Raw genomic sequence first — 25,272 nt, forward strand, 5'->3', positions numbered from 1 at the left:
CAGCGGAATTAATGCACCATCCTGGTAGACAGGGCGATACGATTCCAACCGTTAATCGTGACCGTCTGCATAATCACTTCAGCCACGCTCTGCTCGCCCAAATGCTGCAGTACAGCCTGGTAAACGGCGTCACTGACACCAGCAACAGAGATCAAGGTCACCTCATCCACCAAAGCCAGAACAGCCCGTTCGGTATCGGTAAACAAAGGTGACTCCTGCCACGCGGCCAAGGCGAACAGCCTTTGCGCATCTTCCCCATGCTTTAATGCTTCTTTGGTGTGCATTTCAATACAATAGGCACACTTGTTAATCACAGAAGCTCTCAGCTTTATCAGGTCCTTCATTGAGTCAGTCAGCTTGCAGGATGACAGATATTTCTCCAGTCCCATCATAGCGTTAATAGCCTCACCCTGAACTTCAGCAATATTGATACGTTTACTCATTTGCACTTTCCTCATCTTGAAAAAGTCCGACAGTCCGTCGGTTGATGAGGGCATTGTGAACCTCTCCAGATTAGGTGAGAATACCAGGCATAAGCGCAATACCTTTGCATAAAACGCAAAGATAAAAGAGAGGTTAACATGCTGGAGCTGATCCGTATTTTGCTGCAGGTACTCGCCAGTGGCAGCTTTTCCAAAGCCGGGGCGGTACTTAATATGGCACCCTCCTCTGTTGCCCGCAGCATAGACAACCTTGAAGCCCAACTGGGTGTCAGCCTGCTGCACCGCAGTACCCGGCATTTGGCACTCACCGAAGAGGGTGAGCACTTTGTTGAGCACGCCAAAGGCTTGATTGATGACGCTGACAACCTGGTCGCATCACTGAAAAGCAGCAATGCCGAGCCTTCCGGTACCCTGAGAATATCCGTATTTGAAAGCTTTGGCGCTCTGGTGATCAGCCCTATGCTGGCTGAGTTTCTCACGCGCTTCCCCAAGGCGGCGATCGAAATAGATCTGGATAATCGCATGGTAGATCTCAACCGGGAAAAGGTGGATCTGGCTATTCGCATCGGCAAGCCTGCCGACAGCAACCTTAAAGCCCGAAGATTGATGGCCAATGAAACCCTGCTGTGCGCCTCCCCCGGTTATCTGGATAAGTTTGGCCGCCCCGAAACGCCGGAAGATATCCAACACCACAACTGCCTGCTGCTGAGTCACGACAGGCAAAGGAACTACTGGCATTTTCGTAAGGGCAAACAACACCACAAGCTGGCGGTTACCGGTAACCTGGCTTCCAAAGGTGGCACGCCACTGATGGCCGCAGCCGAAACCGGCGCAGGTATACTGCTGCTGTCCAGCTGGATGACAGCCGAGCAGGTTAGATTGGGCAAGCTGGAGATCTGTTTGCCGGACTGGCAGGCATCCCAATATGAAGATGGCAGCGGCGAAATCTATGCAGTCTACAAGGGCGGTAAATATCCCAACCCACTGCTGCGGGCCTTTATCGATTTCCTGGTGGAGAAGATCCAGGGCCAGCTCTGATAACTTGTCACCTACAACAGGGAATCACGCCGGGCAGTAAGAAACGCCCGCTCGCTTTCTACCTGGGTCAGCGCCAGCGCCTGGTTATAGGCTTTAATTGCCTCCCCCCTCAGCGAGGGAGACCTGGTAACATCGCTGTGGTGTAGTCGCCTTAGCAAGTCAGCTCTGGCGGCATGAAAAGGCTGATAGCCAGCCAGTGAATGCGTCAGGGAAGCAAGGGCATCAAGACCGGCTTGCGGCCCCTCAACCCAGGAGATTGCCAGTGCCAGATTCAGCCTGATCACATCATTGGCCTGGCAGCTCAACAGTAATCGGTACAGAACACAGATCTGTTGCCAGTCAGTGGACTCAAAATCTGTCGCCTCACCATGTAACGCCGCTATCGCCGCCTGCAACTGAAATGGCCCCGGTTTCTTCAGCGCCAGTACCTGTTCAAGACGATTGGAACTGTCAGCAATCACCTGGCGATCCCACTGGCTTCTGTCCTGCTCAGCCAGTGGAATATAGATGCCATCGTCCGATTGTCGGCTGTGCCTGCGAGCATGGGTCAGCGCCATCAGACAGTTCAGACCAAGCACTTCAGCTTCATTGGGGCACAGCTGCCCCATAAGCTCACCCAGGAAGATTGCCTCTTCGCATAAATCCAAACGAAGCTGCTGCTCCCCACTGCTGCAGGCATATCCCTCATTGAAGATCAGGTAAATCACCTGCAGCACAGAGGCCAGACGTGCGGGCCAGTCTTCCGGCCCCGGCAGGCCATAACGGATACCGGATTGCCTGAATTTGCGCCTGGCTCGGCTGAGTCTCTGCCCCAGAGTGGCGGACTTATCCAGAAAGGCTCTGGCAATCTCTTCCGTCGACAGGCCAGCGATCAATTTCAATGTCAGCGCGACCCGGGATTTCTCTTCAAGAGCAGGGTGACAGCAGATAAAGATCAGCTTCAAACGCTGGTCCGGCAGCCTGTCCAAACCGGTCACAGAGGTAAGGTCTGCGTCAGTGACGTCAGTCTCTGCCATATAAGACAACTGAGCCGAAATGCCCTGAAAATGTTGCTCCCGCCGCAGCACATCGATCGCTTTGCGTCTGGCCACCTGCAGCAGCCAGGCGGCGGGTTTCGCCGGAACCTGTTGTTGCCATGTCAGCAGAGCCTGGGCTTTGGCGTCCTGCAACGCCTCTTCGCACAGCCCCAGGTTGCCAAACTGCGCCATCATGGTTGCCAGCATTCGGCCCCGGTCGGCCCGGATAAGATGCTCCAGCAAGCCGACAACAGAGCCGTTACTGGACGGGTTTTCCGTCACTGATTAATACTCAGCAACCGGCCGCACTTCGACAGTTCCGTAACGGGCGGAGGGGATTTTGGCCGCCAATCTCAATGCTTCATCCAGATCTTTGCACTCCAGCAGATAGAAGCCGCCCAGCTGCTCCTTGGTCTCGGCAAAAGGCCCATCCACCAACTCAGTCTGGCCATTGCGAACCCGAATGGAAGTCGCAGTATCATTCCCCTGCAAGCCTTCACCGGCAACAAAAGCACCACAGGCAGTGTACTCCTCACTCAGCTGCATATACTCCTCCAGCAGGCTGTCAAACTCAGGGGTGCCGTAGACGGGCTCAGCCTCAGGGGCTGCATAGATCAGTGCCACAAATTTCATAGTGTTCTCCATTAGCTGTTTATCTTTGATAGCACAGCCACAGGCAAATGAATAACCGGGCTGTACCTCTAAGACGAATGGCACCTGGGGATTTCGACATGGGGATAAAAATATTTTGTGATTGGCTAACAGTAAGAACGAGCGTCAGCTGCACTAACCATGAGTCAGGCGACAACAGAAGCCTGCCGTCACCTGTTATGGAGGTTCGATTCAGAGCAAACATGCTCAATAAAAGAGTTATATAGATTGAGGCTTGGTTGGCAGATGAAAGTTGGCGACCCGCTTTTTCTCCAACACAAACCCCAACAAACCAGCCATAAACAACATCACACCAATAATCTGCAACTAGGCGTTGACCGGTCTGGGTATCTCTTGTTGATGCTCCAGCTCATAAGTTCGTTTGCCACCCTCTACATTTTCTGTGAATCCCTGGCCACGATAGTCAGGAGTCACCAAGGTTTTAATATCTCCCCGCTGATAGATCTCCTGCTCCTTTTGATCAAGCAAGGCTCTGATATCCTCCCCTTCTTTAGCAACAACCAGGCGACGCCAGATATCAAACATACCGTCAGGTTCATCCAGGTTCTCAACTCCCTTGGAAACATACACATAGTAGTTTTCAGTAAACAGCAGCCTGCTGTAGCCCGCATAAAAGCTGCCAACAGCAAGCACCAACAGCAAACTGCTGAATATCAACAGCAACTTACGCTGTTGATTCAGCTTTCCGCTTCTTTGCTTAAGCAGTATTTCCACATCTGAAATCTGCTTCAGTCGCTCCATGTCATCGGCGAGTTCACCCGATGCAATCAGAGCGGGGACATCCTGCCCCAACGCTGACATAAGATTTCTGAACATATCGTTTGATGGCAGCGATTTGTCATTTTCCAGTTTGGACAGGTAAGACTGTTCTATGCCGACGCGCTCAGCCAGCTCTGGCTGACTAAGTCCCAAACCTTGCCTGAGTTGCTTTATCTTCTCTCCTAAGGTCATCCTGACTCCTTATTGAATTGCCTGATTTAATTGAACATCACGGCAAAGTCTTGGGTATTCATTTCAGAATAAGAAGATGAATATTCACGGATACTTAAGAATATTTACAGCTTGAACGGAAAAATGGAAATTAGCCGCGCTCCCGACTCACCGTCGTCCGTCCAAAACAGCAGAAAGATAATTCCCCCTAAAGTAGGGCAATAATCCCTGCCGCTCAGAGATATGCTGGAGATACTCGGTTCAGGGGAGCAAACTATGAAACCCGCCACCACCTTTTACTGTCTTACCGCAGCCTGTGCAGTCCTGCTCGGCAGTCTGTCCAGCCAGGCGGCAGACACCAGCGATCTGGCCTACAGCGAACAGATCCACAGTGATAAACGCATGAAGTGTTTGTACGGCTACTTTGCCGAGAAGACCGGCGACCATGAGTCAGCCGTCGCCATATTGCAGGACTGCATAGACAGGTGGAACGATGTGTACTCCATGCTGCTGTTAGCGCAAATCCATGACCTTGGCGTCTATCTGCCTGCCAACCCGCAAAAGTCCACCGCTCTGATGCGCCGCGGCGCCCTGCTGCAGGATGAAGCGGGCTACGCCTCCCTCGCCCGCTATCACTATGGCAAAGCGCTCTACACAGGTTATGGCACTGAAGTTGATAAACCTGCGGGGATTAAATACCTCAGACTTGCCGCCAATGAGGGGGTCACAGAGGCCTGCCAGTTTTTGGCCTCAGTTGGCGAAGCCTGCAGCCATTGATTGGCCAAGCTTCGCTTGGCAGAACGTCGTGGAGCAAATACATCCCTGTATAACGGCCAGTTCGCCCTCCATGGCTCTCGCTCATGAGCTTGTCGCATTCGCGGCACTCGCCGCCCCACACCCGACCAAGAGGGGCTCAACAGCAAAGAGTAGTCGGTAGCTCCTCTGCTTATCTTCCGCATATTCTGTAAGGGTTAGGAAGGCAAATACTGAGTTAGTCTGCTGCTGTTGAGATTGGCGATACGGTGCAAAAAACCGATTCGTCTTGCTCGTTACAGCGCATCTGATAAGTGCTTTGAATGGGGCGGTATGATGAGGCTGGGCAAGTTGTCACAGTTTGATTGGTGCTAAACGAGAACACCCCGGTTCCATGCCTACCTCGCCACCTTCATAAACCAGGTAAGCTCCACGTCATCATCAAGGTTCTTTACGCTGGTGCGAACCAAATAGTGGTTCTTTTCATGCTCAAGCACCTGATAATCCAGGATTTCAAAGCGTTGAGCTAAAGCAAAAGACAGGAAGTCATAGGCATTTGAAAACTGAAACGCATCCAACGCGGTTAAACCTCTATGCTCTTTCCAGATATTCTCTATACCCAGATACACCTTTCCCCCGTGGACAAAGACTTTATCAAGGCTATTTTGTCTTTCATGGCAAATAGCTGCCATGAGGTGTCCTGTGAGGCTCTGTTCGTTCAGAGCGAGAATTTCCTCTGTTACCTCCAAACATATCTGCCAATTCTCAGAGTACAGACTTTTAAAGGCTTTCTCCCCAAGCCAGACATCCATTACCACTCCGTATGGCATGGATGCATCCAGCAACGACTGAATACTGTCATAGCGGGACTTCAACTGTTCGGCGTTCCCCCAAACCACAGTGACCGGGGGTCTGAACGAGGTCAAATCGACATTGCTGAGCTTACCCATGGCCTCAGACAGATCTTCCTCGCCGACATCAGCCTCCACCGCCGAGCTCTCAAACAGCTTCTCGATCGCCGCATCCGAGTGCTGCCGCGACTTCATAGCCGTAAGCTCTGCCGTGTTGTTGGCACAAGCTGACAAAAACAGAACCACCAAAGTGATGAAGCCAAGCCTTCCAGTATCCATACATTCCATCTGCAGTACGCAATGGTTACCAACCTACCGCTCGCAAGCTGAGTAAGTCCAGCCAAACGGCAGTCGCCCCCTCAGGAACTCGCTGTACCGCTGCTACATTCGACTGACAACAAACGAGGGAGAACGCCGCTTTCAACATCATCACCCACAGCATCTCTGTGCTTATTCCCTTACAAAATTAGTGGATATAAACAAAAAAGCGAACGCGAAAGAGTAACCGCTCAGAAATGTCCTGACCAGCCAACATTTTCAACTAAAACAATTAGATGTGAGACATCACTTACAGACGTCGCCAACTCACGCTGATAGATTAACCGCACAAATTGTATACATCGCTTGCCGGATTAAAACCTTCGCAATAACGAGCCCGGTTGTCATGTCATCGTTCAGAAAAATAACCCAACCCACAGCAAATATGGGTACTCATGATATTTCTCTAAGGAGAGGAGATGATCAACGAAATCCAAATCAATCCACCGATAGCAACCTATCAGGTACGCTCAAAACTTAATGAACTTAGCCTAATAAACTATATTTTTGGCGCAAATGGGACTGGAAAAACAACTATCAGCCGCGTGATTGCGGGAGAGCAAGGATACGAGCACTGTCTCCTCGTGTGGCAAAATGGTCAAGAACTTGAACGCATGGTGTACAACCGGGATTTTGTTGAGCGTAATTTTACTCAAGATGGTCCTCTCCAAGGCGTATTTACCTTGGGTGAGAACCAGGTCGAGGCCGAACGTGAAATTGCTCGTTTGTTGCCCGAGATTGATAAAATAAATGCACAAATATCAAGCCTGATGGTTCAAATTGATGGGGAAGATGGTCAATCAGGTAAACAAAAAGAACTTTCAGATTTAGAGCCTGTATTAAAGAGTAAATGCTGGAAGCAAAAAGAACTGCATGACGCTTATTTTAAAGAGATATATGCAGATGCGAGTGTTCGGGGTAACAAAGACCGATTTAAAGCAAAAGTATTGGCAGAGCAGGCATCTAATACCGCAGATATTCTGTCACTCGATGAACTAAAACAAAAAGCTCAAACCATCTTCTCAAGTAATCTTGAGAGTGTCCTGCCCCTCAAGACTCTTTCTGCAACTGACCTTGTGAATGTTGAAACAAATGCATTACTACAAAAAGTGATTGTCGGTAATCAGGATGTTGATATTGCGGCACTAATTAGTCGCCTTGGTAATAGCGACTGGGTGAAAAAAGGGCGCCAGTATCACCAGCAAGAACCAGAACTCTGCCCTTTTTGCCAACAATCGACTGACAGACAATTTGCAGAAGATCTAACGAACTTTTTTAGCGAAGCCTATGATAACGACATTCAATCGTTAAAGCAGATACAAGCAAACTACAAGGATGCAAGCGATAACCTGTTGGCTGCTATACAGCACAGTGTTGAAACTCGTAACCCATTTTTGAAGCATGACCTGTTTAACTCAGAAGCTCAGCTCCTTATAGAAAGATTGAAAAGAAACCAGTCCATATTGAGTACAAAGATTGATCAACCTAGCAGAAAGGTTGAACTGGAATCTATCGAACCATTGGTCACACAGTTGCAGTCTTTGTTGGATGAGACTAACAAAGCAACTCGTGAGCATAATCAGCTGGTAGCAAATATAACTACTGAAAAACATACCTTGACCACTCAAGTCTGGCGCTATGTATTGAATGAGCTAACCGATGATTTACAGCAGTATCAACAAAACAAAGATCGTCTTGAAAAAACAATTGATGGTATGAAAAAAGGTTTACTAGCAAAAAGAAGTCAACTTCATGAACTGCAAGAACAAATAAAGAAACTTGAAAAACAAACAACATCCATACAGCCAACCATTATTGCAATTAATGATTTGTTGCAAAAGTTTGGCTTTACTTCCTTTTCAATTGGAGAGGCAGATCAAGGCCGTCACTATCGAATAATTCGGGCAAATGGTGAGGATGCCAGTCGCTCACTGAGCGAAGGTGAGAAGACCTTTATCACATTTCTGTATTTCTACTACCTAATCAAAGGTGCTCAATCCCCTTCAGGTATTACAGCTAATCGGATCGTTGTACTTGATGATCCTATATCATCTCTGGACAGCGATATTCTTTACATCGTAAGCAGTCTGATTAAAGGCGTCATGGAAGAAGTAAGATCAAAAGTCTCTCAAATAAAACAGATGTTTATACTTACCCATAATGTCTACTTCCATAAGGAAATTAGTTACAACAGAAAAAGGCCTGATGATAGTGCTCTTCAAGAAGAAAGTTTCTGGTTAGTAAAGAAGCTAGAACAAGGCTCCTTTATTGAACGCTGTCGAACTAATCCGATTCGTTCTGCCTATGAATTACTTTGGGAAGACGTTAAGGCAGAAAACATTTCGAGTGTTAGCCTTCAAAATACACTGCGTAGAATACTTGAGAACTATTTCACCATGTGGGGCGGAATGGGCAAAGACGAAATTTGTTCACTCTTCGATGGACGAGATAAGTTAATTTGTCAGTCTCTATTTTCCTGGGTCAATGACGGTTCTCACTCAATTCATGACGATCTTTATATTAATCATGGAGAGCAGACTAATGAAGCATACCTCAGGGTCTTCCGAGGTGTATTTGAAAAAGCTAGTCAGGCAGGTCATTACAACATGATGATGGGAGTTTCATAGACACATTGGGCATCCATTATTTTCATGCCTTACTCAAACAAGACACCAATCCCCATCGGAGACGCTGAAGGACGTTGGGCTAAATCTCGGACACGAGACATGGATGTCGAGTGAGGAAGGGCTGAGCAGGGATGCGAATCACCTTCGGTCGGGATTTTGACCATAAGGTCGAAGGGCTGTCGGTTCCGTCTGGGTTCGCAGGGGGTTGGAAAGGGGGGGATGTCGAAACTATCCCCTTCCCCGGGTGTGGGCTTGGGTGAGTATCGCGGAGCGATTAGCTCACGAGCGAGAGGTAAGGATACCGAACTTTGTACATGGATGCACTTGCCCACGACGTTAGGTCGCATCAGCGGCCATGTCCCGCAGGGACAAACCTACCCCTGTGGCTGAAAGCCATATCAACCAAAGCGATTCAGTGTAGTAGTTGATATATGGACATATTATTTATCTATATACCTAATAGTCGGACTTTTTATAAACATTAGTTTCAATCAGTTTTTTATCTTTGCCGAAAAGAAATGTGATCTTCGCGCCTTGTGGTGCATTATAAAGATATACAAAGCGACCATCTGGGTTATAGTCCTCGTAGCCCGGCTTTCCCATACATGACAAAACATCATCTGAAGTTGCTACCCCAATGGGGAATCCAGTAACATTATTAGGGCACTGAGTTTTATCCAGATTTTTATCCATTTGAATTACTTCAAAACTTGCAGAATCTAAACCCGTTTCTTTAAATGTCAGTAAAAACTGAACATCTCTATCGGGCTGTTTAACGATCCACATTTCACGCCATGAGCGAGAACCAATGTCACCTACAGGCTGCTGAATAATAAACTTCAATAATTCAGAACTATTGATCGGTTGTCCCGTTAACTCGCGCAAGCCAACAGTCACATCTAGAATCAGTTTCTCATTGGCTAAAGAACCTTCTTTCGAAATCGTAGGCTTTATTTGGGATATAGGCTTAAGTTCTTCGGTAGATTTACACCCCGTCAGCAGTACAACAGCAATTGATAACACACTCAATAATTTCATACACAGTTCCTTTGTTTAACCTTTGACAAGGTAACGTTATCCCCTGCCGATTGGCTTACCTACCCAAAAAAACTACATAAAGGGTAATAAGAAAACAACAATAAGGTGCAGATAACTCCCGTTCGAACTGCGCCAGTGCTGACTGGCATCCTGATGCACGGCGTAGTTTGAAGTCAATGACCTGGTAACGACCGCTCTTCAAACATGAATAACCTTGTCACTTCCCAGCGTAAACTGACTCAGCTCCACCAGGGTGCTGATTTGGGCACCTTCAATCAAACGACTCTCATCCACACCACGCATCTGGCAGCAGGTTTTACACAGATGTACTTCAACACCCTGCGCCATCAGGATCTCCAACATCTGACCAATGTGATAGCTCAAATCCGGGGTGTTTTGACCGCTTAATGCCGCCACGACTGCATCAGACATTAAGAACAACCGTTGCCTAATCGGGCTATCAGCATGCTCCTGCAACGCCAGCGCAATACGCAGCGCGTTATAGGTTTTCTCACTGCCATAGGGACTATCGTGAAGCACAGTCAAAATCGTCGTCATGATCCTTTCTCGAATGAAGCCAAATGAGTCGCCAAGATTACTCCCACAACACGCATTTCACCAGTGCCATCGCTGGCTTCAGAAGGCGTCCAACCGACTTCCCGCTTCTCCCGCTGTATGCACTAAACGTGTTTACTACCTCTTCCTGATTTCCTCTACCGCCTTCTTTTGAGCAGCTTTATATCTTCGAATGTTTTCATTCACATCATCCGTTACTTCAAAATCCACTTTAGTGGGCAAGGGAATATCATTCTGGAAATTGTCTAGCTTTCGGTACCTCATGAAAACGAAGCGAAATACCGACAACCCAATGCCTATCAAAATTACATAGATACTGAATTCCCGTTCTTCGGAACCAGTGACTTCCACACCGTTGACATAGGTTGATATATCTTCCGGAAACAACAGGGTGAAAAAGCCCACGAAGACAATTGCTGGCCCTAAAAACAGCAGGGTAGTTCGATTCCCGTTATATACACGAGCGAATAGACTCAACATTCGGCATCAGCGCCCAAGAACGATTCAAAGATAGGTTGAAGCTAACAGCTCAGGGTTAGAAAGTTAAATACGGCAACTCAGAACGAGAGGAATACACCAGTCCCCGTACGAAGTTGCCGGAGGGTGCTGCTGAAAATGTCGTGGCGAAGCATGGGCGAGTATCGCGCAGCAATAAACTCACGAGCGGGATGTAGATAGCCTAACAGGAAAATCGAGGTGGGCGGGATGGGGCTCCGAGTTTAAAACAGAACTGCGCTTTGGTTAAATCCTGGGCGAAATTAACTTCCGCCCAAGTGTTTAGAGTGTCCTATATTGTTTTGTTAATTTAACCTAATAATATTATCTACTTCTAAAATTGCTTCTGAACTATCTGTCGACACAACGTTATTACTGCCAATAAGTCTATACCAATCTCTTCCTTGATTCGTTTTTATTAAATTTCTTGACAAAACCTCCGGTGAGGTTGAAAGCTCAGTTTCATATCTTAAAATATCAAATATTTCTCTTATATTAACATTATAGGCTTGTTTTAATACTTCACCATTATTTTTGAGCCAAAGATGTCTGCTCAACATTTCGTTGTCCTCAGCATTAATTACTACACCTATTCTAGCTTCAAACTCGTCTTTATCTTTTCCGTCTTCAAGGTATGTTAAGATTTCTTTTTTTAGTTTAACCGAGTCATTAGTTGGCGTGCTTCCAAATGCTTTTATAGGTTTAGACTGAATGTATATTCTATTAGCATATACAAGTTCAGCAGAATCACCATTTTTTATCCAAGCTTCACAATCTATGACATTCAATAGCCTAAGCTTAGATGATGTATAATAAAACTTTGGAGTTAGAAAAAAAGTAATAGCATTGCTATCACCATTCTTTATTAAACTTGTACTTTTAGCACCTTCAAAAATAGATACTCCAATATTTTTACCTTCATGGCTATTAAAGTTTTTTGACGATCTTTCGAATAAATACTTTAAGTTATCTTTAGAAATAAATTCTTTTATTTCTTGTTCTTCGCTATTTTCATAAACACTTGCAACCATGTTGAATAAATTCATACCAGGAATTACTGCATGCCTTGCATCAAGTTCTGATTTTGTGTAATTGATATAAAAATTGGCTTTATAAAAATTATTAATATCAATTGTTTTTGCTTGTTTATTGTTTGTAGATACACAACCGCTAATTAATATCACTGTGATGATTATTAGTATGTTCTTCATGTTATCCCTCCCATCCAAAAGAACACAATGCCATAGAGTGACAACATATCCAACACTTAAACTAAATCGCAATGATTTTTCAGCACATTTAACCACACCTTTAAATGCTAAGGTCATGCGGGTCACATCAATCGTTGAACCTCAATACTCTTAAGACCTTCAACCTCGCCTAAAAATATAGAGCATCTCTAACTGTTACTTTGTAATTGCTGAATACACCAATCCCCGTCCGACGCTGCCGAGGGTGTTACTGAAAATGTCGTGGCGAGGCATGGATGCCGAAGCAGCGATAGTCGAATCAGGGACGAGCGTTTATCGCGACAGACAATTTTCAGCATAAGACCGAGGAGTTGTCAGCGGCGGTTGGGGCGGCAAGGGAGATCCAAGAGGGAATTGCTGTTGATCCCCTCTTGGTCGGGTGTGGGGCGAAGCTCCACGACTCTAAACCGGGTGTGGGCTGGAAGCCCACGACATTCGGTCGCGTCAGCGGCCTTGTTCCGCAGGAACAAACCTGTATCAGTGACTGCAAGTCACAAACATCAAATCAGCGATTCAGGCAGTCGCACTCTGCCCTACCACCTTTGCGAAGCCAGAAACATCAAACCATGTTTCGACTCGCACTTCGTCTCTGAATATACAAACCTTCCAACTGCTCACTGAACTTAATCATCTGCTCACGCTGCAGCACAGCGGCATCATCCAGCGACTCTATGGCCGTATCCACAGCGATACGTTTGGCCAGTGCCAGAATCAACTGCTCAGCCTGACTCAGACCACCGGATTGCACCTCTTTGATAAACAACAGGCGGAAGCAGTCATGGAATACAGAGATCAGAGTGTTGTTACTGAGGACGAATTTATCCGAATTTTCCGGGTCTTTAGCAAACCGGACGTCATCGGCCTGATAACTCATGCCGGCAATCAGATTGCAGACAGTGGTCAGTGAGGTGGCACCGCCAAACAGCTGCGCCACTTCCGGTTTTTGTGCCAGCACCAGCGCCAGCTGATGGGCAAACTCAGCCTTACTCCACTGTTCGCCCAGGGCGTTAATCACACTCATACATTACTTCCTCAAACTAAACCGCTGCGCTCTTGCTGGTTCAGTGCATTGTGTCGCTTTTGTGGCTGATCAACTCTGCTTCCAGTTGTGATTGCAGGCTCTGCAGATAGTTCAGGGTCAGAGGTGCCAGTGCACGGTAAAAGTCTGTTTTGGCATTGGCGGCCAGCAGCTCGATACATTTGGGCGCAAATGGCATCAGGTATTCCCGCAGTAGTCGAGCCATCCAGGCGGTACTGAAGGCGACATCGTCATAAGCTTCCATCACTGCCGGGATCGCGCCTTCTTCAGTTGCCAGCGCATTGGCCAGCACAGCCAACATCAAACCCAGATGATCCATCGGCTCGTTACGGGTCGAGTCCAGCTCCAGCCCTGAGTCTTTGTAGAAGGCCACCAGCGCCTGAGTGCTGACATCGTTAAGCAGACCAGTCTCACACAGGTAGACACTACCCCAGGGTGGACACAGCGGCACACCCGGGCCAACAAACAGACGGGTGTAATCCATCTGCAGGGCTTCGATAGCCTGCTCATCATGTAGGTTTGCGCTGGCAGCATCCATCAGCTCACAGGCCTGCATCACTTCTGGCGAACTGTCGCCCAGTGGCCACTGCTCGGCGAAAGGAATTTCAGCCACCATTTCCAGCAACTCTTCGCCCGGCGGCTCGAACCACAAATTGTGAAGGATCTGAGCCATGGCTTGCAGTTCAACGCGATCGATATTCATTAATTCTCTTCTCTGTAAGAGGGCTTGCCTAATCGCCCGTGTATCCATCAGGTATGGTGCGAACCTGAAACAAAAGAAGGTGCATTATGCACCTTCTCTGGATAAAACGAATACGAACTGTATGCGCTTTTTGTATTTAAGTCGCGTCCTCAGGGGGAATTCAATGCTGTTGAGACAAGGCCATTAACCGCTCCTGCGTGAATGGCATTCACCACTTCCATGTGGCTTGCGAGTCGACGAACGTCATAGTGGGCCTATGACGAGTCGACTCAACACAGTATCAAGTGCAGTGAAACCCTCTGAAATTACACTTCAGCTGGGTTGAGGATGCTACCTTCAACCAGGTTCAGCTTAGGCTCGCTGCCTACTGGCCATGGCTCACCGTAGCAGATACCAATGCTTTCTTTCACAGGACGACCGTGACGGTTGGCCTTGATGATCAGGTTCGGCTTGGTGATCTCAGGTGATGGCAGCGGTGCGATATGACCGTCGCCTTTACCATATTTGGCCTGCAGCTTATCCATGGTGTCGAAGTCCAGAGCACGCAGTGGGCAGGACTCAACACAGATAGGCTGACGACCCACGGCCAGACGCTCGAAACAACCGTCACACTTGGTCATTACCTTGCGCTCAGGGTCCAGCTGCGGCGCGTCGTATGGACAGGCACAGGCACAGCTTTCACAGCCGATACACAGTTCCTGGTTTACGTGCACCAGACCATCTTCTTTACGCTTGTGCATGGCGCCGGTTGGGCAGTACTTCACACAGGCCGGCTCATTACAGTGGTTACAGCCGATAGACATGTAGTAAGCAAATACGTCCTGCTCGAAAGTACCGTCTTCGTTGGTCTTCCACTCACCGCCGCCGTACTCGTATACGCGACGCCACAGCACACCTTTCATGGCAGAGATGCCTTTAGCACCTTCATCTTTGCCACCTTCACCCTGGCCGCGCTGAGAGCCGACCATGCGGTCTTTACAGGCTACGTGGCAGGTCTTACAACCGGTACATTTGGTGGTGTCGAGGTAAAAACCATATTGAACTTCAGGTTTCATGGATTATGCCTCCTTCTTAGCGGCAATCTGTACACGATTGGTGTGTTGTGGGTTACCTTTCACAATCGGTGTCGGGTGGTACTTGGTCAGCACGTTGATAGCACCGTTCACATCCACAGGACGACCTTTGTGGTCTTTGTCTTCACCCGGCTTGTACCAGCGACCTTCACCCATGGCAACCACGCCCGGTGCGATACGTGGCGTGATACGAACCGGCAACTCGGTCATACCGCGGTCGTTCCACACGCGAACGGTTTCGCCTGAGGTCAGCTTGCGGGCAGCCGCATCCATTGGGTTAATCCATACCGCATCTTCAACCGCTTCACGCAGCCATGGCACGTTGTCGTAGCTTGAGTGCACACGACCCTTGGTGTGGTAACCAATCAGCTGCAGCGGGTATTCCACGGCAGTTTCTTTATCTTCATAGCCATCCCAGGTCACCACGTACTGTGGCAGCGGGGTGATCTTGTAGCGATCGGCCAGCTGCTCAGCGCTGAAACGCTGACGCTCTTCGGCGGTCCAGTAGTCCTGCAGCTGCCAGTTGGCGCGCTTGTCAGCCATGGCCAGTGAGTAGATCTCAATCTTGCCGGACGGGGTCTTCACGCCGTAGGCGTCTGGTTTACCTTCGACCCAGTCTTTCAGCACGATAAAGCTTTCCGGCATGTACTTACGGAACACGCCCTGCTTGGTGGCCTCATCATAGGTGGCTGGCAGACCGATATCCGGGTTGTTGGCACGGGTCTGGGCGTACAGCTCGTTGTTCCAGTCGGCGACTGTCTTGCCTTCGGTGTAGTCATCGCAGTTCATGGCTTTGGCCAGACCTGAGCAGATGTCGTACATGTTTTTGGCTTCGCCCAGTGGCTTAACGCCTGTGCTCATCATGGTCATGTAACCCATTTGACCAGACGCATAGGAGTCGCCTGCCAGGTCATCAGACTCAAGCCAGGTTGCCGCAGGCAGAATGTAGTCGGCGTAACGGGCGGATGGGGTCATCCAGCAGTCACACACTACGATCAGCTCACACTTGCTGGTGTCAGACAAAATGGCAGTGGTGCCGTTGATGTCTGAGTGCTGGTTAACGATGGCGTTACCAGACACGTTGATGATCGCCTTGATGTTGGAATCCAGCTTGTCTGCGCCCTTGAGGTTATGGGTGTAAGGCGTGAACTCCTTACCGCGCTCAATCGCTTCAGAGAAGGTGAATACCGGAATGGTGGCCTTAACTGCGTTGTCACCGATATCGATACCGGCTACGCCCAGACCATAGTTCATTGGCATGCCGCCGGTGTTCACACCCGGCTGACCCAGCTTACCGGTCAGGATAGACAGCATGTACAGGGCACGTACCGCCTGGTCACCGTTGGCGTGACGACTGACACCAGCACCGATGCTGATGTAAGGCGCTTTGGCGTTCATGATGGCGTTAGCCAGTTCACGGATCTGCGCCGCCGTGATACCACAGCGAGCCGCAGCCCACTCAGGGGTGCGCTCCAGGCCTGTGTAGGTACCCAGGATGTAATCTTTGTAGTTCTCTTTTGGATCGATAAGCGCCGCGTAACGCTGCTGCTCGGCATCATCAGATGCTGCCCACTCCGCCTTGAAGCTTTCCAGCGAGGCAAAGTCATAACCCAGACAGTGCTTGTCCAGGAAGGCTTTGGAGTTGGCATCAATCCAGCCAGAGGTGATCATCTCGTGAGCCACCGCTTCAGCCAGGGCCGCGTCGGTACCCGGACGGATTGGCATCCACTTGTGCTCTTTACCCAGCATGGAGTCGGTGTAACGGGTATCAACCATGTACACCTTGATATGGCCTGGGTGGTTTTTCAGTGCCTGCACGAAGTCATAGCCTTCGCCGCTGCCGCTCATACGCATTTCGTTCGGGTTGAAGGCAACACCGATAAACAGGTCAGCGTTGGCGATTTCAGCCAGACGGGAGCCGTAGTAAGCGTGGCCGGCATCACCGAAGGTGGCTTCGGCAGCTGAGTACAGCTGTGCCCAGGAGTAGTCCCAGTGGTGATCCAGGTAACCGCCGGTTTTGTTCAGCAGACGCTGCCAAACCTGATAACCGGCAAAGCCGTAGTAAGCGCCACTGCGGTAGTGGAAATAGGTAGACGCAGGGCCATGCTCAGCACGGATCTGGCTCAGCTTCTCACCCACTTCTTTGTATGCCTGCTCCCAGCTGATGGCCACGAACTGGTCAACTTCACCGGTACGGGTGGCACCGATGCGCTTCATTGGGGTACGCAGACGGTCCGGAGCATAGGTACGCTGGCGCAGAGAACGGCCACGGGTACAGCAACGGATCTGATGGTTGTCGCCGTACTGATCTGAGGTCTCATGATCAGTTTCGATGCGGGTGATCACCCCATCACGGCTGAATACTTTGATTGGACAGTTAGAGCCACAGTTCACCAGACAGGCGGACCAGTTCTGCACTTCTTCACCTGTAGGCTGCACTGGCTTGGTGAACACCTTCTCTTTGGCGCTTGGGGTACAGGCACTCACAGTGGCAGCACAGCCCATGGCTGCACTCATTTTCAAGAAACTTCTGCGTTCCAATTTACTTATCCTCTTAGGACGACATCTTCGAAGGGGCCCGGCGGTGCAAACTCTGATGCTGCGCTCACTGTGCCAGCCCTGGGGAGAGGTATTTGTCTTCAGCAAGCTTCCGCAGTGCTCCTGCCTGTCCCGAGCCTCGCTTCAGGGAGACGGCAGAAACAGAAAATGCAGTGGACAAATTTGATGGCGAGTCATTGGCACACCCCGACAATTTCAGGTGCACACCATGCTCATTCCCTGGCCTTTCTCTCTTGTTGTTGTGCCATGTCTTTGATGGCTAATAATCCAACATGGGTATTCTAAAAGAGGGATTTGCCGAAACTGGATTTGTTATATTTCGTGAGTGAAATATTGAGGGGAATCACACATAACACGTTGATTTGCGGATGAGATCACACAAATTATGTGACCTGAGCCAAACCGGACAACAATTGCAAACCAATGAATTATTTGGCTTTTTAACTGACGCTCAAATTTAGCGCGGCGCCAGGTTAAATAACTGAGATCCAAATGTAACAAACAACGTGAAAAACCGGCCTCACTGAATGTGATCCGGTTCATAAAATTCATTAACATCTGCGTTAAACCACATCAGGTTAAACGCAAATCGTTATCAGATACGTGTATTTGGGGCATCAGCGGCGATAAAACCGGCTTGCCCCATCATCGCTTTCAGCGAAACAGTCGGGCGCTGACAGGCACCACGTTAAAGTCGTTGGCCAGCTGCTTGAGGAAGTCCTCTGCCAGCAGTGCCACACCAAAGTAAAACTCAGTCTGGGCGTGCTCTGCCGCCAGCTCCAGACAACGACCAGACCATGGCAACAGATGCTTGCCCAGCAGCAGTTGTACAAACTGCTTCAGCTCTTCGTTGGTACGTTCCTGCTCAAGACGACCCAGAGTCGAATCCAGTACCGCGAAAAAGAATCCAATATGATCCACTGGCTGGCGGTTGGCCATCTGCAACTCAACACCATGAACCTTGTAGTAGTCCATCAAGGCCACTGTGCTGCGGTCATTCAGCAGTTGCTCTTCGCCCAGATACACAGAGCCTTGAGGGATCGCCTTGGGTTCACCCGGGCCAAAGAACAGCTGACCATAGTCCAGCTGCAGCTCGGTCAACTGGCTGTCATCCCACTGCTGCAGGAAGTGGCTCAGCGCCTCACGTCCCACACGGTTGCCATCACGCCCCTGGCCTTCACTCGCAAAAGTGGGCCAGCTTGCTGCCACATCGTTGCCGATAAAGTCATGGATCATCTCTGCCTCAGGGTAATGACTGAGCAGATGGTAAAGAATGCGGGCGATGCCCTGATACTCTTCAAACGGCAGGTTGGTAAAAGGTGTTTTCATTTATCGTTCAACTAAATCACTTGAGCCAGGCTGGCTATCCCAAAAACGTCTGCCACAAATGGTTTTGGGATAGCAAACAGTTAGTAAGAGACGCGGCCTTGCCAGCCAAACGTCTCTTATACCTGTCATCCCCCGCGACTGCAGGGGACGACATCACAGAATTACACTTCTGATGGATTCAGCACCTTACCTGAGCGACCACCATTGATGTTGGCCTTGATGATCAGGTTAGGTGAGGTGATACCTTCGCTTGGCAGTGGCGCGATATGGGCGTCGCCTTTGCCATACTTCTCTTCCAGTACTTCCATCTTGTCGAAGTCCAGTGCGCGCAGCGGGCAGGATTCAACACATACAGGCTTGCGACCCTGGGCCAGACGCTCGTAGCAACCGTCACACTTGGTCATTACTTTGCGCTCACGGTCGATCTGAGGCGCATCGTAAGGGCAGGCGCGGGCACAGCTTTCACAGCCGATACACAGATCTTCAGCCACATGTACCAGACCATCTTCACGGCGCTTGTGCATAGCGCCGGTAGGACAGGCCTTAACACACACTGGCTCAGAGCAGTGGTTACAACCTACAGACATGTAGTAAGCGAATACGTCGTTCTGGAACACCTTGGTGCTTGGGTTCATAGAGCAGCTGCCGCCGCCATACTCGTACACACGACGCCAGGTTACGCCCTGCAGGCTTGGTACGCCGCCATTTTCAGGGTTGTGGTTACCACGGATAAGATCTGCCTGACGGTCCTTACAGGAAACGTGACAAGCCTTACAGCCGGTGCACTTGGTGGTATCAACGTAGAAACCGTATTGAGTTGGTTGAGTCATTTACAAGTGCTCCCTTAAGCTTTGCGGATCTGAACACGGATAGTCAGCTGTGGGTTACCTTTGGCAACCGGGCTTGGCTGGTAACGGGTCAGGGTGTTTACTGCACCACCGATATCCAGCGGACGACCACTGTCATCGGTACGACCTTTGGTATCAGCCAGATACCAGGCGCCCTGGCCCAGAGCCACAACGTTTGGTGCCACACGTGGGGTAATCTTCACAGGCACTTCAATGGCACCACGGGCGTTATACACAACAACCTTGTCACCAGAGCTCACGCCATAGGCATCGGCATCAAACTGGTTCATCCACAGTGCATCTTCAACCGCTTCACGCAGCCATGGCACGTTGTGATAGCTGGAGTGAGTACGGCCCTTGGTGTGGTAAGTGGCCAGCTGCAGCGGATAGTCAGTTGCAGTGTCAGTATCTTCGTAGCTGTCCCAGGTCACTGTGTACTGAGGAATGGCTGTGATGGTGTCACCTTTAACGCCGGTCACATCTTCCTGAGTCCAGTTGGCAGCGCGCCATGCCAGCTCGGCAGAGTAGATCTCAATCTTGCCGGAAGGCGTGTTCAGTGCTTTGCCGTCCTTCACGAAGCTTTGCAGGGCGACGTGGTTCAGCTTCATATCCTTGCGGAATACACCAATCTGCTGGGCTTCTTTGTAAGTCGCAGGGAATGCTGGTACTACACCGCTGTTACGGCTGTTGGTACGAGTCTGCTCATACAGATGTTCCAGCCAGTCAGCTTCGGTCTTGCCTTCGGTGAACTGAGCGCCAACGCCCATCTTGTCAGCGATCATGGCGGCAGCTTCGTACATGGACTTGCAGTCCCACATAGGGTCAACTGCGGCAGACATGGCAGTCAGGTAACCCAGAGAACCGGCAGCGTAAGAGTTGTCTACCAGATCGTTGGACTCCAGCCAGCTGGTGTCAGGCAGGATGATGTCAGCGAACTTGGCACCCGGAGTCATCCAGCAGTCACAGGACACAACAAACAAGTCCTGAGCATCACGCAGAATTTGAGCCGTGTTGTTAATCTCGGCGTGCTGGTTCAGCAGTGAGCTGTCAGAGGCAGAGAAGATAAAGTGGATGTTGGTACCCAGCTTGTCATCCAGGCCTTCAGTGCCACGGATACCATGGGTACGGGCAGTGAACTCTTTGCCGTTCACAACCGCTTCAGTCCAGGTAAAGAAAGAGATAGTTTCTTTAACCGGGTTGGTGCCCGCAGGGATACCAGCACGGTACATACCTGTCATGTATGGCAGTTCACCGTTGGATACACCACGGTTACCCAGTTTGCCGGTCAGCACAGACAGCATGTACAGGGCGCGCATGCTCTGCTCCCCGTTGGCCTGACGGTTAACACCTGCACCCACCACTATGTATGGACGCTGAGCGTTCATCAGATCCTTGGCGATAGCGCGGATCTGAGCGGCAGAGATACCAGTGATCTTTTCAGCCCACTCAGGGGTGCGTGGCTCAGAGTAGATACCCAGACCCAGAATGTAGTCGCGGTAGTTCTCTTCGCTGTTCATGTGCTTGGCGTATTCCACCTTGGTGGCGTCGCCGCTGGCTTCAAACTCAGCTTTCTGTGCGTCGATGGAGGCCGCATCATAGCCCACAGTGTGCTTGCTGATGAAATCCAGAGAGTGGGTATCAACCCAACCGGATTTAATCATCTCGTAAGCCACAGCTTCAGCAAATGCTGCATCGGTACCCGGACGGATTGGCAGCCACTGACCTTCTTTACCCAGCATGGAGTCGGTGTAACGTGGATCGATCATCACGATCTTCAGATCCGGGTTACGTTCCAGTGCTTTAACGAAGTCATAGCCTTCGCCTGAACCGGACTGACGGATTTCGTTAGGGTTGTAAGCCACACCCAGGAAGAAGTCGCTGTCTTCGATAGTTACGGTGGAAGAACCACTGGTACTGCCGGTACCGAAGGTGTGCTTGGCCGCTTCCATCTGCTGTGCCCAGGAGTAGTTACCGTAAGCATTCAGGCAGCCACCTACCAGGTTGAACAGGCGGTTGAAGTTGGCGTTGGAGGCAAAACCGTAGTAAGCACCTGAGCCGTAAGAACGGAATACTGCCTGGTTACCATACTGGCTGATAACGCGCTGCAGGTTGTCAGCGATAGTCTGTGTTGCTTCATCCCAGCTGATAGGTACAAATTTACCTTCACCACGCTCACCCACACGCTTCATTGGCGTCTTCAGACGATCCGGCGCATAGGTACGCTGACGCAGAGAACGACCACGGGCACAGGCGCGAACCTGATGCAGGCCGTACACGTCTTCCACTTCGTGGTCGGTTTCAACACGGGTGATCACGCCATCACGGCTGAATACCTTGATTGGGCAGTTAGAGCCACAGTTCACCAGACAGGAAGACCAGTTCACCTTCTCTTCGCCAACCGGAGGCTGTGGAGGTACCACGTCTGCGTCCTTCGAGCTGGAGTTACAGCCGGAGACGGTGGCGGCCGCGCTCAGAGCAGCACTCATTTTCAAGAAACTTCTGCGTTCCATTATCTTTATCCTCAAAGAATGTAGCTGAAGGACAACATCAGCTGATGGGCGTTGTAGTTATGGTTACCCAAGCCCAGAGTCGTTAAACCGGTAATTGCATCCACGCCAACTTCGCTGGCGTCGGTGTCATAGAAGCGTTCGTACTGGTAAGCCAGCTTCAACTGCATGGACTCGCTCAGGGCGTATTCGCCATAGAGCTCAACACTGTGGTTAAAGCTGTAGTAGTCGCCGTAGCTGGTGCTGCCAGTCAGGTTGGCGTCGACCAGGGTTTCACCATTGGAGTTGGCAAACAGGTAGTCGGCACCGACAGTCAGGCGGTCATCCAGCAGGCCACTGTAGGCCACACCTGCACCCAGGTTGATAAAGCTGTCGTTGATATCCGCGTACCAGATATTGGCCTGATCTCCCGCCTGCTCAGAGTCGATCCACTGCTGACCGGCAAAGCCGTAGGCAGTCAGTTTGTCGCTCAGGAACAGATTCAGGTTCAGGTCATAGCCGTAGTCACGGGACTCATGAAGACCAAGAACGGTATCGTCACCCTTTCTCTCATCAAAAGAATCAATGGCGTAGTGCACCGTCAGATCCAGCGACATCCAGTTGGCCGGGGTGTATTGAGTACCCAGTTCCAGCTCGGTGCGATTGCGGTCAGCCAGGTTGAACTTGCGCAGCAGGCTTTGCTCTTCGCTGGAGGTCAGCTCACTGGCTTCATAGGCGCTGCCACCACGGATACCGTGACTGGCCTTGATTTCGAAGCTGACAGTGTCGAACTTGCGAATATCCAGCTCGGCCCAAAGCGTGTTATCGCGGGTCTGCTCACGCTCGCCATAGCTGCGTTCAACCTGCTTGTAGTCGTAACCGGCCTGCAGGCGGTAGCCCTGAGCCAGACGGTAGGCGGTGTTCAGCTTGACGGTCTGACGCTCGATATCCAGCACAGTGTTCTGCTTGAACGAGTTGCTCAGCGGGTCATAGCTCAGACGTGGCTGCATAAACTCATACACAGATGAGTCGTTGTCACGCTTTGAGTAATCCACACTGCCGCCAACACGCAGGCGCGGGGTCAGCATTGAGGTGGCTGCCAGCTTGGCATCCAGAGTATCGACCTGACCGTCCCAGTTTTGCAGTGGGTTACCGGCAACCTGGATCAGGTTATCGTCCTGGATCATACGACCCGCCACCACACGGCCATTGAGCACAGTGGCATCCAGACGGTACTGACCGGCTACCGCCAGTTGGTGCGCCTGGTTGTCTGGCGTGGCTGCGTATACGTCATAAGCGTATGGCAGGCTCATGTGGTTGATATTGTTCTTGTACTGGCTGCCGTGATAGCTGATATCCGTCATCCAACTGTCACCGCTCAGCACTACACCGGCACTCAGCTTGTCAGTGCTTTCATCCACTGGCTGGGCAAAGTTGATTGGGCGAGGGCTCATCAGACTGGCGCTCTTGCTGCCTGTCTTGTCTTCGCGGTCGTAACGGACATAGGTGTTCAGATCTTCATTGATCTGATACTCAAAGCCGAGTCCGCCCTGCTGACGCTCCAGCTTGAGGTCAACAAAACGCACTGACTCACTTGGGGTCAGCATGCCGCCGTGATGCCACAGCTGAGTTTGAGCCTCATCCTGCCAGGTGGTGATGTTGCGGTAGTCCAGCTCAACCTTGTACTCGCCAATCTTGCCACTGCGGGCAGAAACAAAGCCGTTGTCCATCCCCAACTGATGAGCCTGCAACTGACTGCGGTAGCCCTCAGCGTTCAGGTAACTGACATTGGCATCAACACCGGCAACTACACCTTCATCATTGGTGCCAAAGGCGTTACCGGCATGGCTGTCGCTGCTGTCTACATAGCCCAGGCTGGCGGTCACGCTGCCGGTATGGACTGCAGGGATTTTGCACTGCTTGCACTGGTAAGCAGCCTGCTTCACCTTGGCGGTGTTGGCATGCTGAATACCAAAGTCGGCAGCAGTCACGGCACCGGTCGCAGACAGCAGTGCCAGGGTCAACAGATTCAAAGAAAATCGCATCTCTCGCACTCCTTGTTAGCGGCCAAACAGGCTGCCGCCCGGATGGTTGGAACCGTGGATCTGGTTGTGACAGTTCAGACAGCTCTTGCCACCACCGAAGGAGCTCATGCCATCCTGTGGTACAACGCGGGCACCGTGGCCATCGTCGGCGTGACACTGCTGACACAGCTGTGGCACACGCTTATCCAGCAGGTCTTCATTTACACTGCCGTGGGCGTTGTGACAGTTGGCGCAGTTTTCCACTACCGGAGCATGCTCAAACAGGAATGGACCGCGCTTGTCGGTATGACACTCGTAACAGGTGTCGTTCAGGCTTGGCTTCACCAAGGCGCTTTCGGTCATGCTGCCGTGGGGGTTGTGACAGTCAGTACAGGTCATCTGATCCCACTTCAGCGGGTGAGATGAGCGCTTGTGCATATCCGCTTTTTCCTGGGTGTGACAGCTTACGCAGGTGTCATTCACCTTGAGTGGATCCAGCGTAGGATCTTCAGCAGCGTGGATCTGGTGACAGTCAGCACAGGCAATCTCTTCCAGATTGTGGGTGCTGTTGTGCCATGCCATCTGTTGTGGGTCGTTGTGACAGCCCAGACACACACTGTTCTGGCTTTGGGCTGGCAATTTAGTGTCACTGCCAAAGGTGATCATCGGCTCTTTGCCGCCGCGGTTATGCTTGCCCATTGGGCCGTGGCAGGATTCACACTGCAGCTGTGCCATAGGCGATGCACTGCTGTTGGTCGCGCCATGCACGCCCTTAAACAGGTCCATCACCTTTTCGTTGCGCTTGTGGCACATCAGGCAGGAATCTGCCCCTTTAGGAGAGTATTTGCCTTCGGCAAACTTCTGAGACAGCTGTTGCTCCAGCTCTTCCCCGGTCAATTTATCCCAGGGAGCAGCAGAAACTGAAAACGCCATGGACAATCCCATGGCGAACAGTGCGCTCAGACTTATCTTTAAGCCCCGCTTTACACGCTCAATCATTCTCTGGCCTTTCACTTCTTGTTATTAATTCACGAATCGGAATTTGGGGCTGGCTACCCCGGTAGAGGTATTTTAAAAGACAGAAATATAGAAACTGGGTTTGTTATTTTTCAGAAGGGGAAAAATGCGACATCGCATACACAAAAATAATATTCGTGATTAAACACTCACTGGACGACCATAAAAAGCACTACAAATGCTTTTT

Annotated in this window: 21 protein-coding genes; 3 read left to right on the forward strand and 18 right to left on the reverse strand. The window is 50.4% G+C overall.

The annotated features are described in order from the left end of the window. Positions 1–8: 8 nt before the first annotated feature. Complete coding sequence (locus ACFOE0_RS12190) at positions 9–443, reverse strand: carboxymuconolactone decarboxylase family protein (protein WP_248936952.1); 435 nt, start codon at positions 441–443, stop codon at positions 9–11. Positions 444–581: 138 nt separating this feature from the next. On the opposite strand from ACFOE0_RS12190, the gene ACFOE0_RS12195 reads away from it, so the two are divergent. Beyond that, on the forward strand, positions 582–1,481 hold the full coding sequence (locus ACFOE0_RS12195; RefSeq protein WP_248936951.1) for a LysR family transcriptional regulator: 900 nt from the start codon (positions 582–584) through the stop codon (positions 1,479–1,481). 11 nt (positions 1,482–1,492) lie between these two features. Here the strand turns inward: ACFOE0_RS12195 and ACFOE0_RS12200 are convergent, their stop codons facing one another. The 3 genes from ACFOE0_RS12200 to ACFOE0_RS12210 form a co-directional block, all read right to left on the reverse strand. Continuing rightward, positions 1,493–2,779 carry an RNA polymerase sigma factor gene (locus tag ACFOE0_RS12200; RefSeq protein ID WP_248936950.1) on the reverse strand — a complete coding sequence of 429 codons (1,287 nt, stop codon included), beginning with the start codon at positions 2,777–2,779 and terminating at the stop codon, positions 1,493–1,495. Positions 2,780–2,782: 3 nt separating this feature from the next. Next, on the reverse strand, positions 2,783–3,130 hold the full coding sequence (locus tag ACFOE0_RS12205; RefSeq protein ID WP_115136418.1) for a YciI family protein: 348 nt from the start codon (positions 3,128–3,130) through the stop codon (positions 2,783–2,785). Positions 3,131–3,475: 345 nt separating this feature from the next. Beyond that, a complete protein-coding gene (locus ACFOE0_RS12210) occupies positions 3,476–4,120 on the reverse strand; it encodes a helix-turn-helix domain-containing protein (RefSeq protein WP_248936949.1) in 645 nt (214 codons plus the stop codon). A 255-nt stretch (positions 4,121–4,375) separates the two neighbouring features. On the opposite strand from ACFOE0_RS12210, the gene ACFOE0_RS12215 reads away from it, so the two are divergent. After that, the gene (locus ACFOE0_RS12215; protein WP_248936948.1) at positions 4,376–4,876 is read left to right on the forward strand and encodes a hypothetical protein; all 501 of its coding nucleotides are present in this window, start codon (positions 4,376–4,378) and stop codon (positions 4,874–4,876) included. A gap of 374 nt (positions 4,877–5,250) precedes the next feature. On the opposite strand, the gene ACFOE0_RS12220 is transcribed toward ACFOE0_RS12215, so the two are convergent. After that, the gene (locus ACFOE0_RS12220) at positions 5,251–5,982 is read right to left on the reverse strand and encodes a hypothetical protein (protein WP_248936947.1); all 732 of its coding nucleotides are present in this window, start codon (positions 5,980–5,982) and stop codon (positions 5,251–5,253) included. 458 nt (positions 5,983–6,440) lie between these two features. On the opposite strand from ACFOE0_RS12220, the gene ACFOE0_RS12225 reads away from it, so the two are divergent. Continuing rightward, positions 6,441–8,648, forward strand: coding sequence for an AAA family ATPase (locus ACFOE0_RS12225; RefSeq protein WP_248936946.1), 2,208 nt, complete (start codon positions 6,441–6,443; stop codon positions 8,646–8,648). Between the two features lie 456 nt (positions 8,649–9,104). Here ACFOE0_RS12225 and ACFOE0_RS12230 read toward each other — a convergent pair whose 3' ends face one another. The 13 genes from ACFOE0_RS12230 to ACFOE0_RS12290 form a co-directional block, all read right to left on the reverse strand. Next, entirely contained in the window at positions 9,105–9,686 is a 582-nt protein-coding gene (locus tag ACFOE0_RS12230; RefSeq protein WP_248936945.1) for a YjgB family protein, read from the reverse strand. 198 nt (positions 9,687–9,884) lie between these two features. Beyond that, positions 9,885–10,244: a DsrE/DsrF/TusD sulfur relay family protein gene (locus tag ACFOE0_RS12235; protein ID WP_248936944.1), complete on the reverse strand. Its 360-nt coding sequence runs from the start codon at positions 10,242–10,244 to the stop codon at positions 9,885–9,887. A gap of 135 nt (positions 10,245–10,379) precedes the next feature. Continuing rightward, positions 10,380–10,742 carry a hypothetical protein gene (locus tag ACFOE0_RS12240; protein WP_248936943.1) on the reverse strand — a complete coding sequence of 121 codons (363 nt, stop codon included), beginning with the start codon at positions 10,740–10,742 and terminating at the stop codon, positions 10,380–10,382. A 320-nt stretch (positions 10,743–11,062) separates the two neighbouring features. Further along, a complete protein-coding gene (locus ACFOE0_RS12245; protein WP_248936942.1) occupies positions 11,063–12,085 on the reverse strand; it encodes a hypothetical protein in 1,023 nt (340 codons plus the stop codon). A gap of 481 nt (positions 12,086–12,566) precedes the next feature. Continuing rightward, positions 12,567–13,028 carry a hypothetical protein gene (locus ACFOE0_RS12250; protein WP_248936941.1) on the reverse strand — a complete coding sequence of 154 codons (462 nt, stop codon included), beginning with the start codon at positions 13,026–13,028 and terminating at the stop codon, positions 12,567–12,569. Positions 13,029–13,068: 40 nt separating this feature from the next. After that, on the reverse strand, positions 13,069–13,749 hold the full coding sequence (locus tag ACFOE0_RS12255) for a TorD/DmsD family molecular chaperone (protein ID WP_248936940.1): 681 nt from the start codon (positions 13,747–13,749) through the stop codon (positions 13,069–13,071). Between the two features lie 305 nt (positions 13,750–14,054). Then, positions 14,055–14,804, reverse strand: a complete 750-nt coding sequence (locus ACFOE0_RS12260; protein WP_248936939.1) for a 4Fe-4S dicluster domain-containing protein — start codon at positions 14,802–14,804, stop codon at positions 14,055–14,057. A 3-nt stretch (positions 14,805–14,807) separates the two neighbouring features. Beyond that, positions 14,808–17,363, reverse strand: a complete 2,556-nt coding sequence (locus ACFOE0_RS12265) for a DMSO/selenate family reductase complex A subunit (protein ID WP_248936938.1) — start codon at positions 17,361–17,363, stop codon at positions 14,808–14,810. A 672-nt stretch (positions 17,364–18,035) separates the two neighbouring features. Beyond that, positions 18,036–18,710 (reverse strand): TorD/DmsD family molecular chaperone, encoded by a 675-nt coding sequence (locus ACFOE0_RS12270; protein ID WP_248936937.1) that lies wholly within the window; start codon positions 18,708–18,710, stop codon positions 18,036–18,038. Positions 18,711–18,871: 161 nt separating this feature from the next. After that, entirely contained in the window at positions 18,872–19,540 is a 669-nt protein-coding gene (locus ACFOE0_RS12275) for a 4Fe-4S dicluster domain-containing protein (RefSeq protein ID WP_115136434.1), read from the reverse strand. A gap of 14 nt (positions 19,541–19,554) precedes the next feature. Then, positions 19,555–22,068, reverse strand: coding sequence for a DMSO/selenate family reductase complex A subunit (locus tag ACFOE0_RS12280; RefSeq protein WP_248936936.1), 2,514 nt, complete (start codon positions 22,066–22,068; stop codon positions 19,555–19,557). Positions 22,069–22,079: 11 nt separating this feature from the next. Next, positions 22,080–24,089, reverse strand: a complete 2,010-nt coding sequence (locus ACFOE0_RS12285; RefSeq protein WP_248936935.1) for an MtrB/PioB family decaheme-associated outer membrane protein — start codon at positions 24,087–24,089, stop codon at positions 22,080–22,082. Between the two features lie 15 nt (positions 24,090–24,104). Continuing rightward, positions 24,105–25,013: a DmsE family decaheme c-type cytochrome gene (locus ACFOE0_RS12290; RefSeq protein WP_283106520.1), complete on the reverse strand. Its 909-nt coding sequence runs from the start codon at positions 25,011–25,013 to the stop codon at positions 24,105–24,107. Positions 25,014–25,272 lie beyond the last annotated feature (259 nt).

It is taken from the genome of Shewanella submarina, assembly GCF_042646185.1.
Classification (GTDB): domain Bacteria; phylum Pseudomonadota; class Gammaproteobacteria; order Enterobacterales; family Shewanellaceae; genus Shewanella; species Shewanella corallii.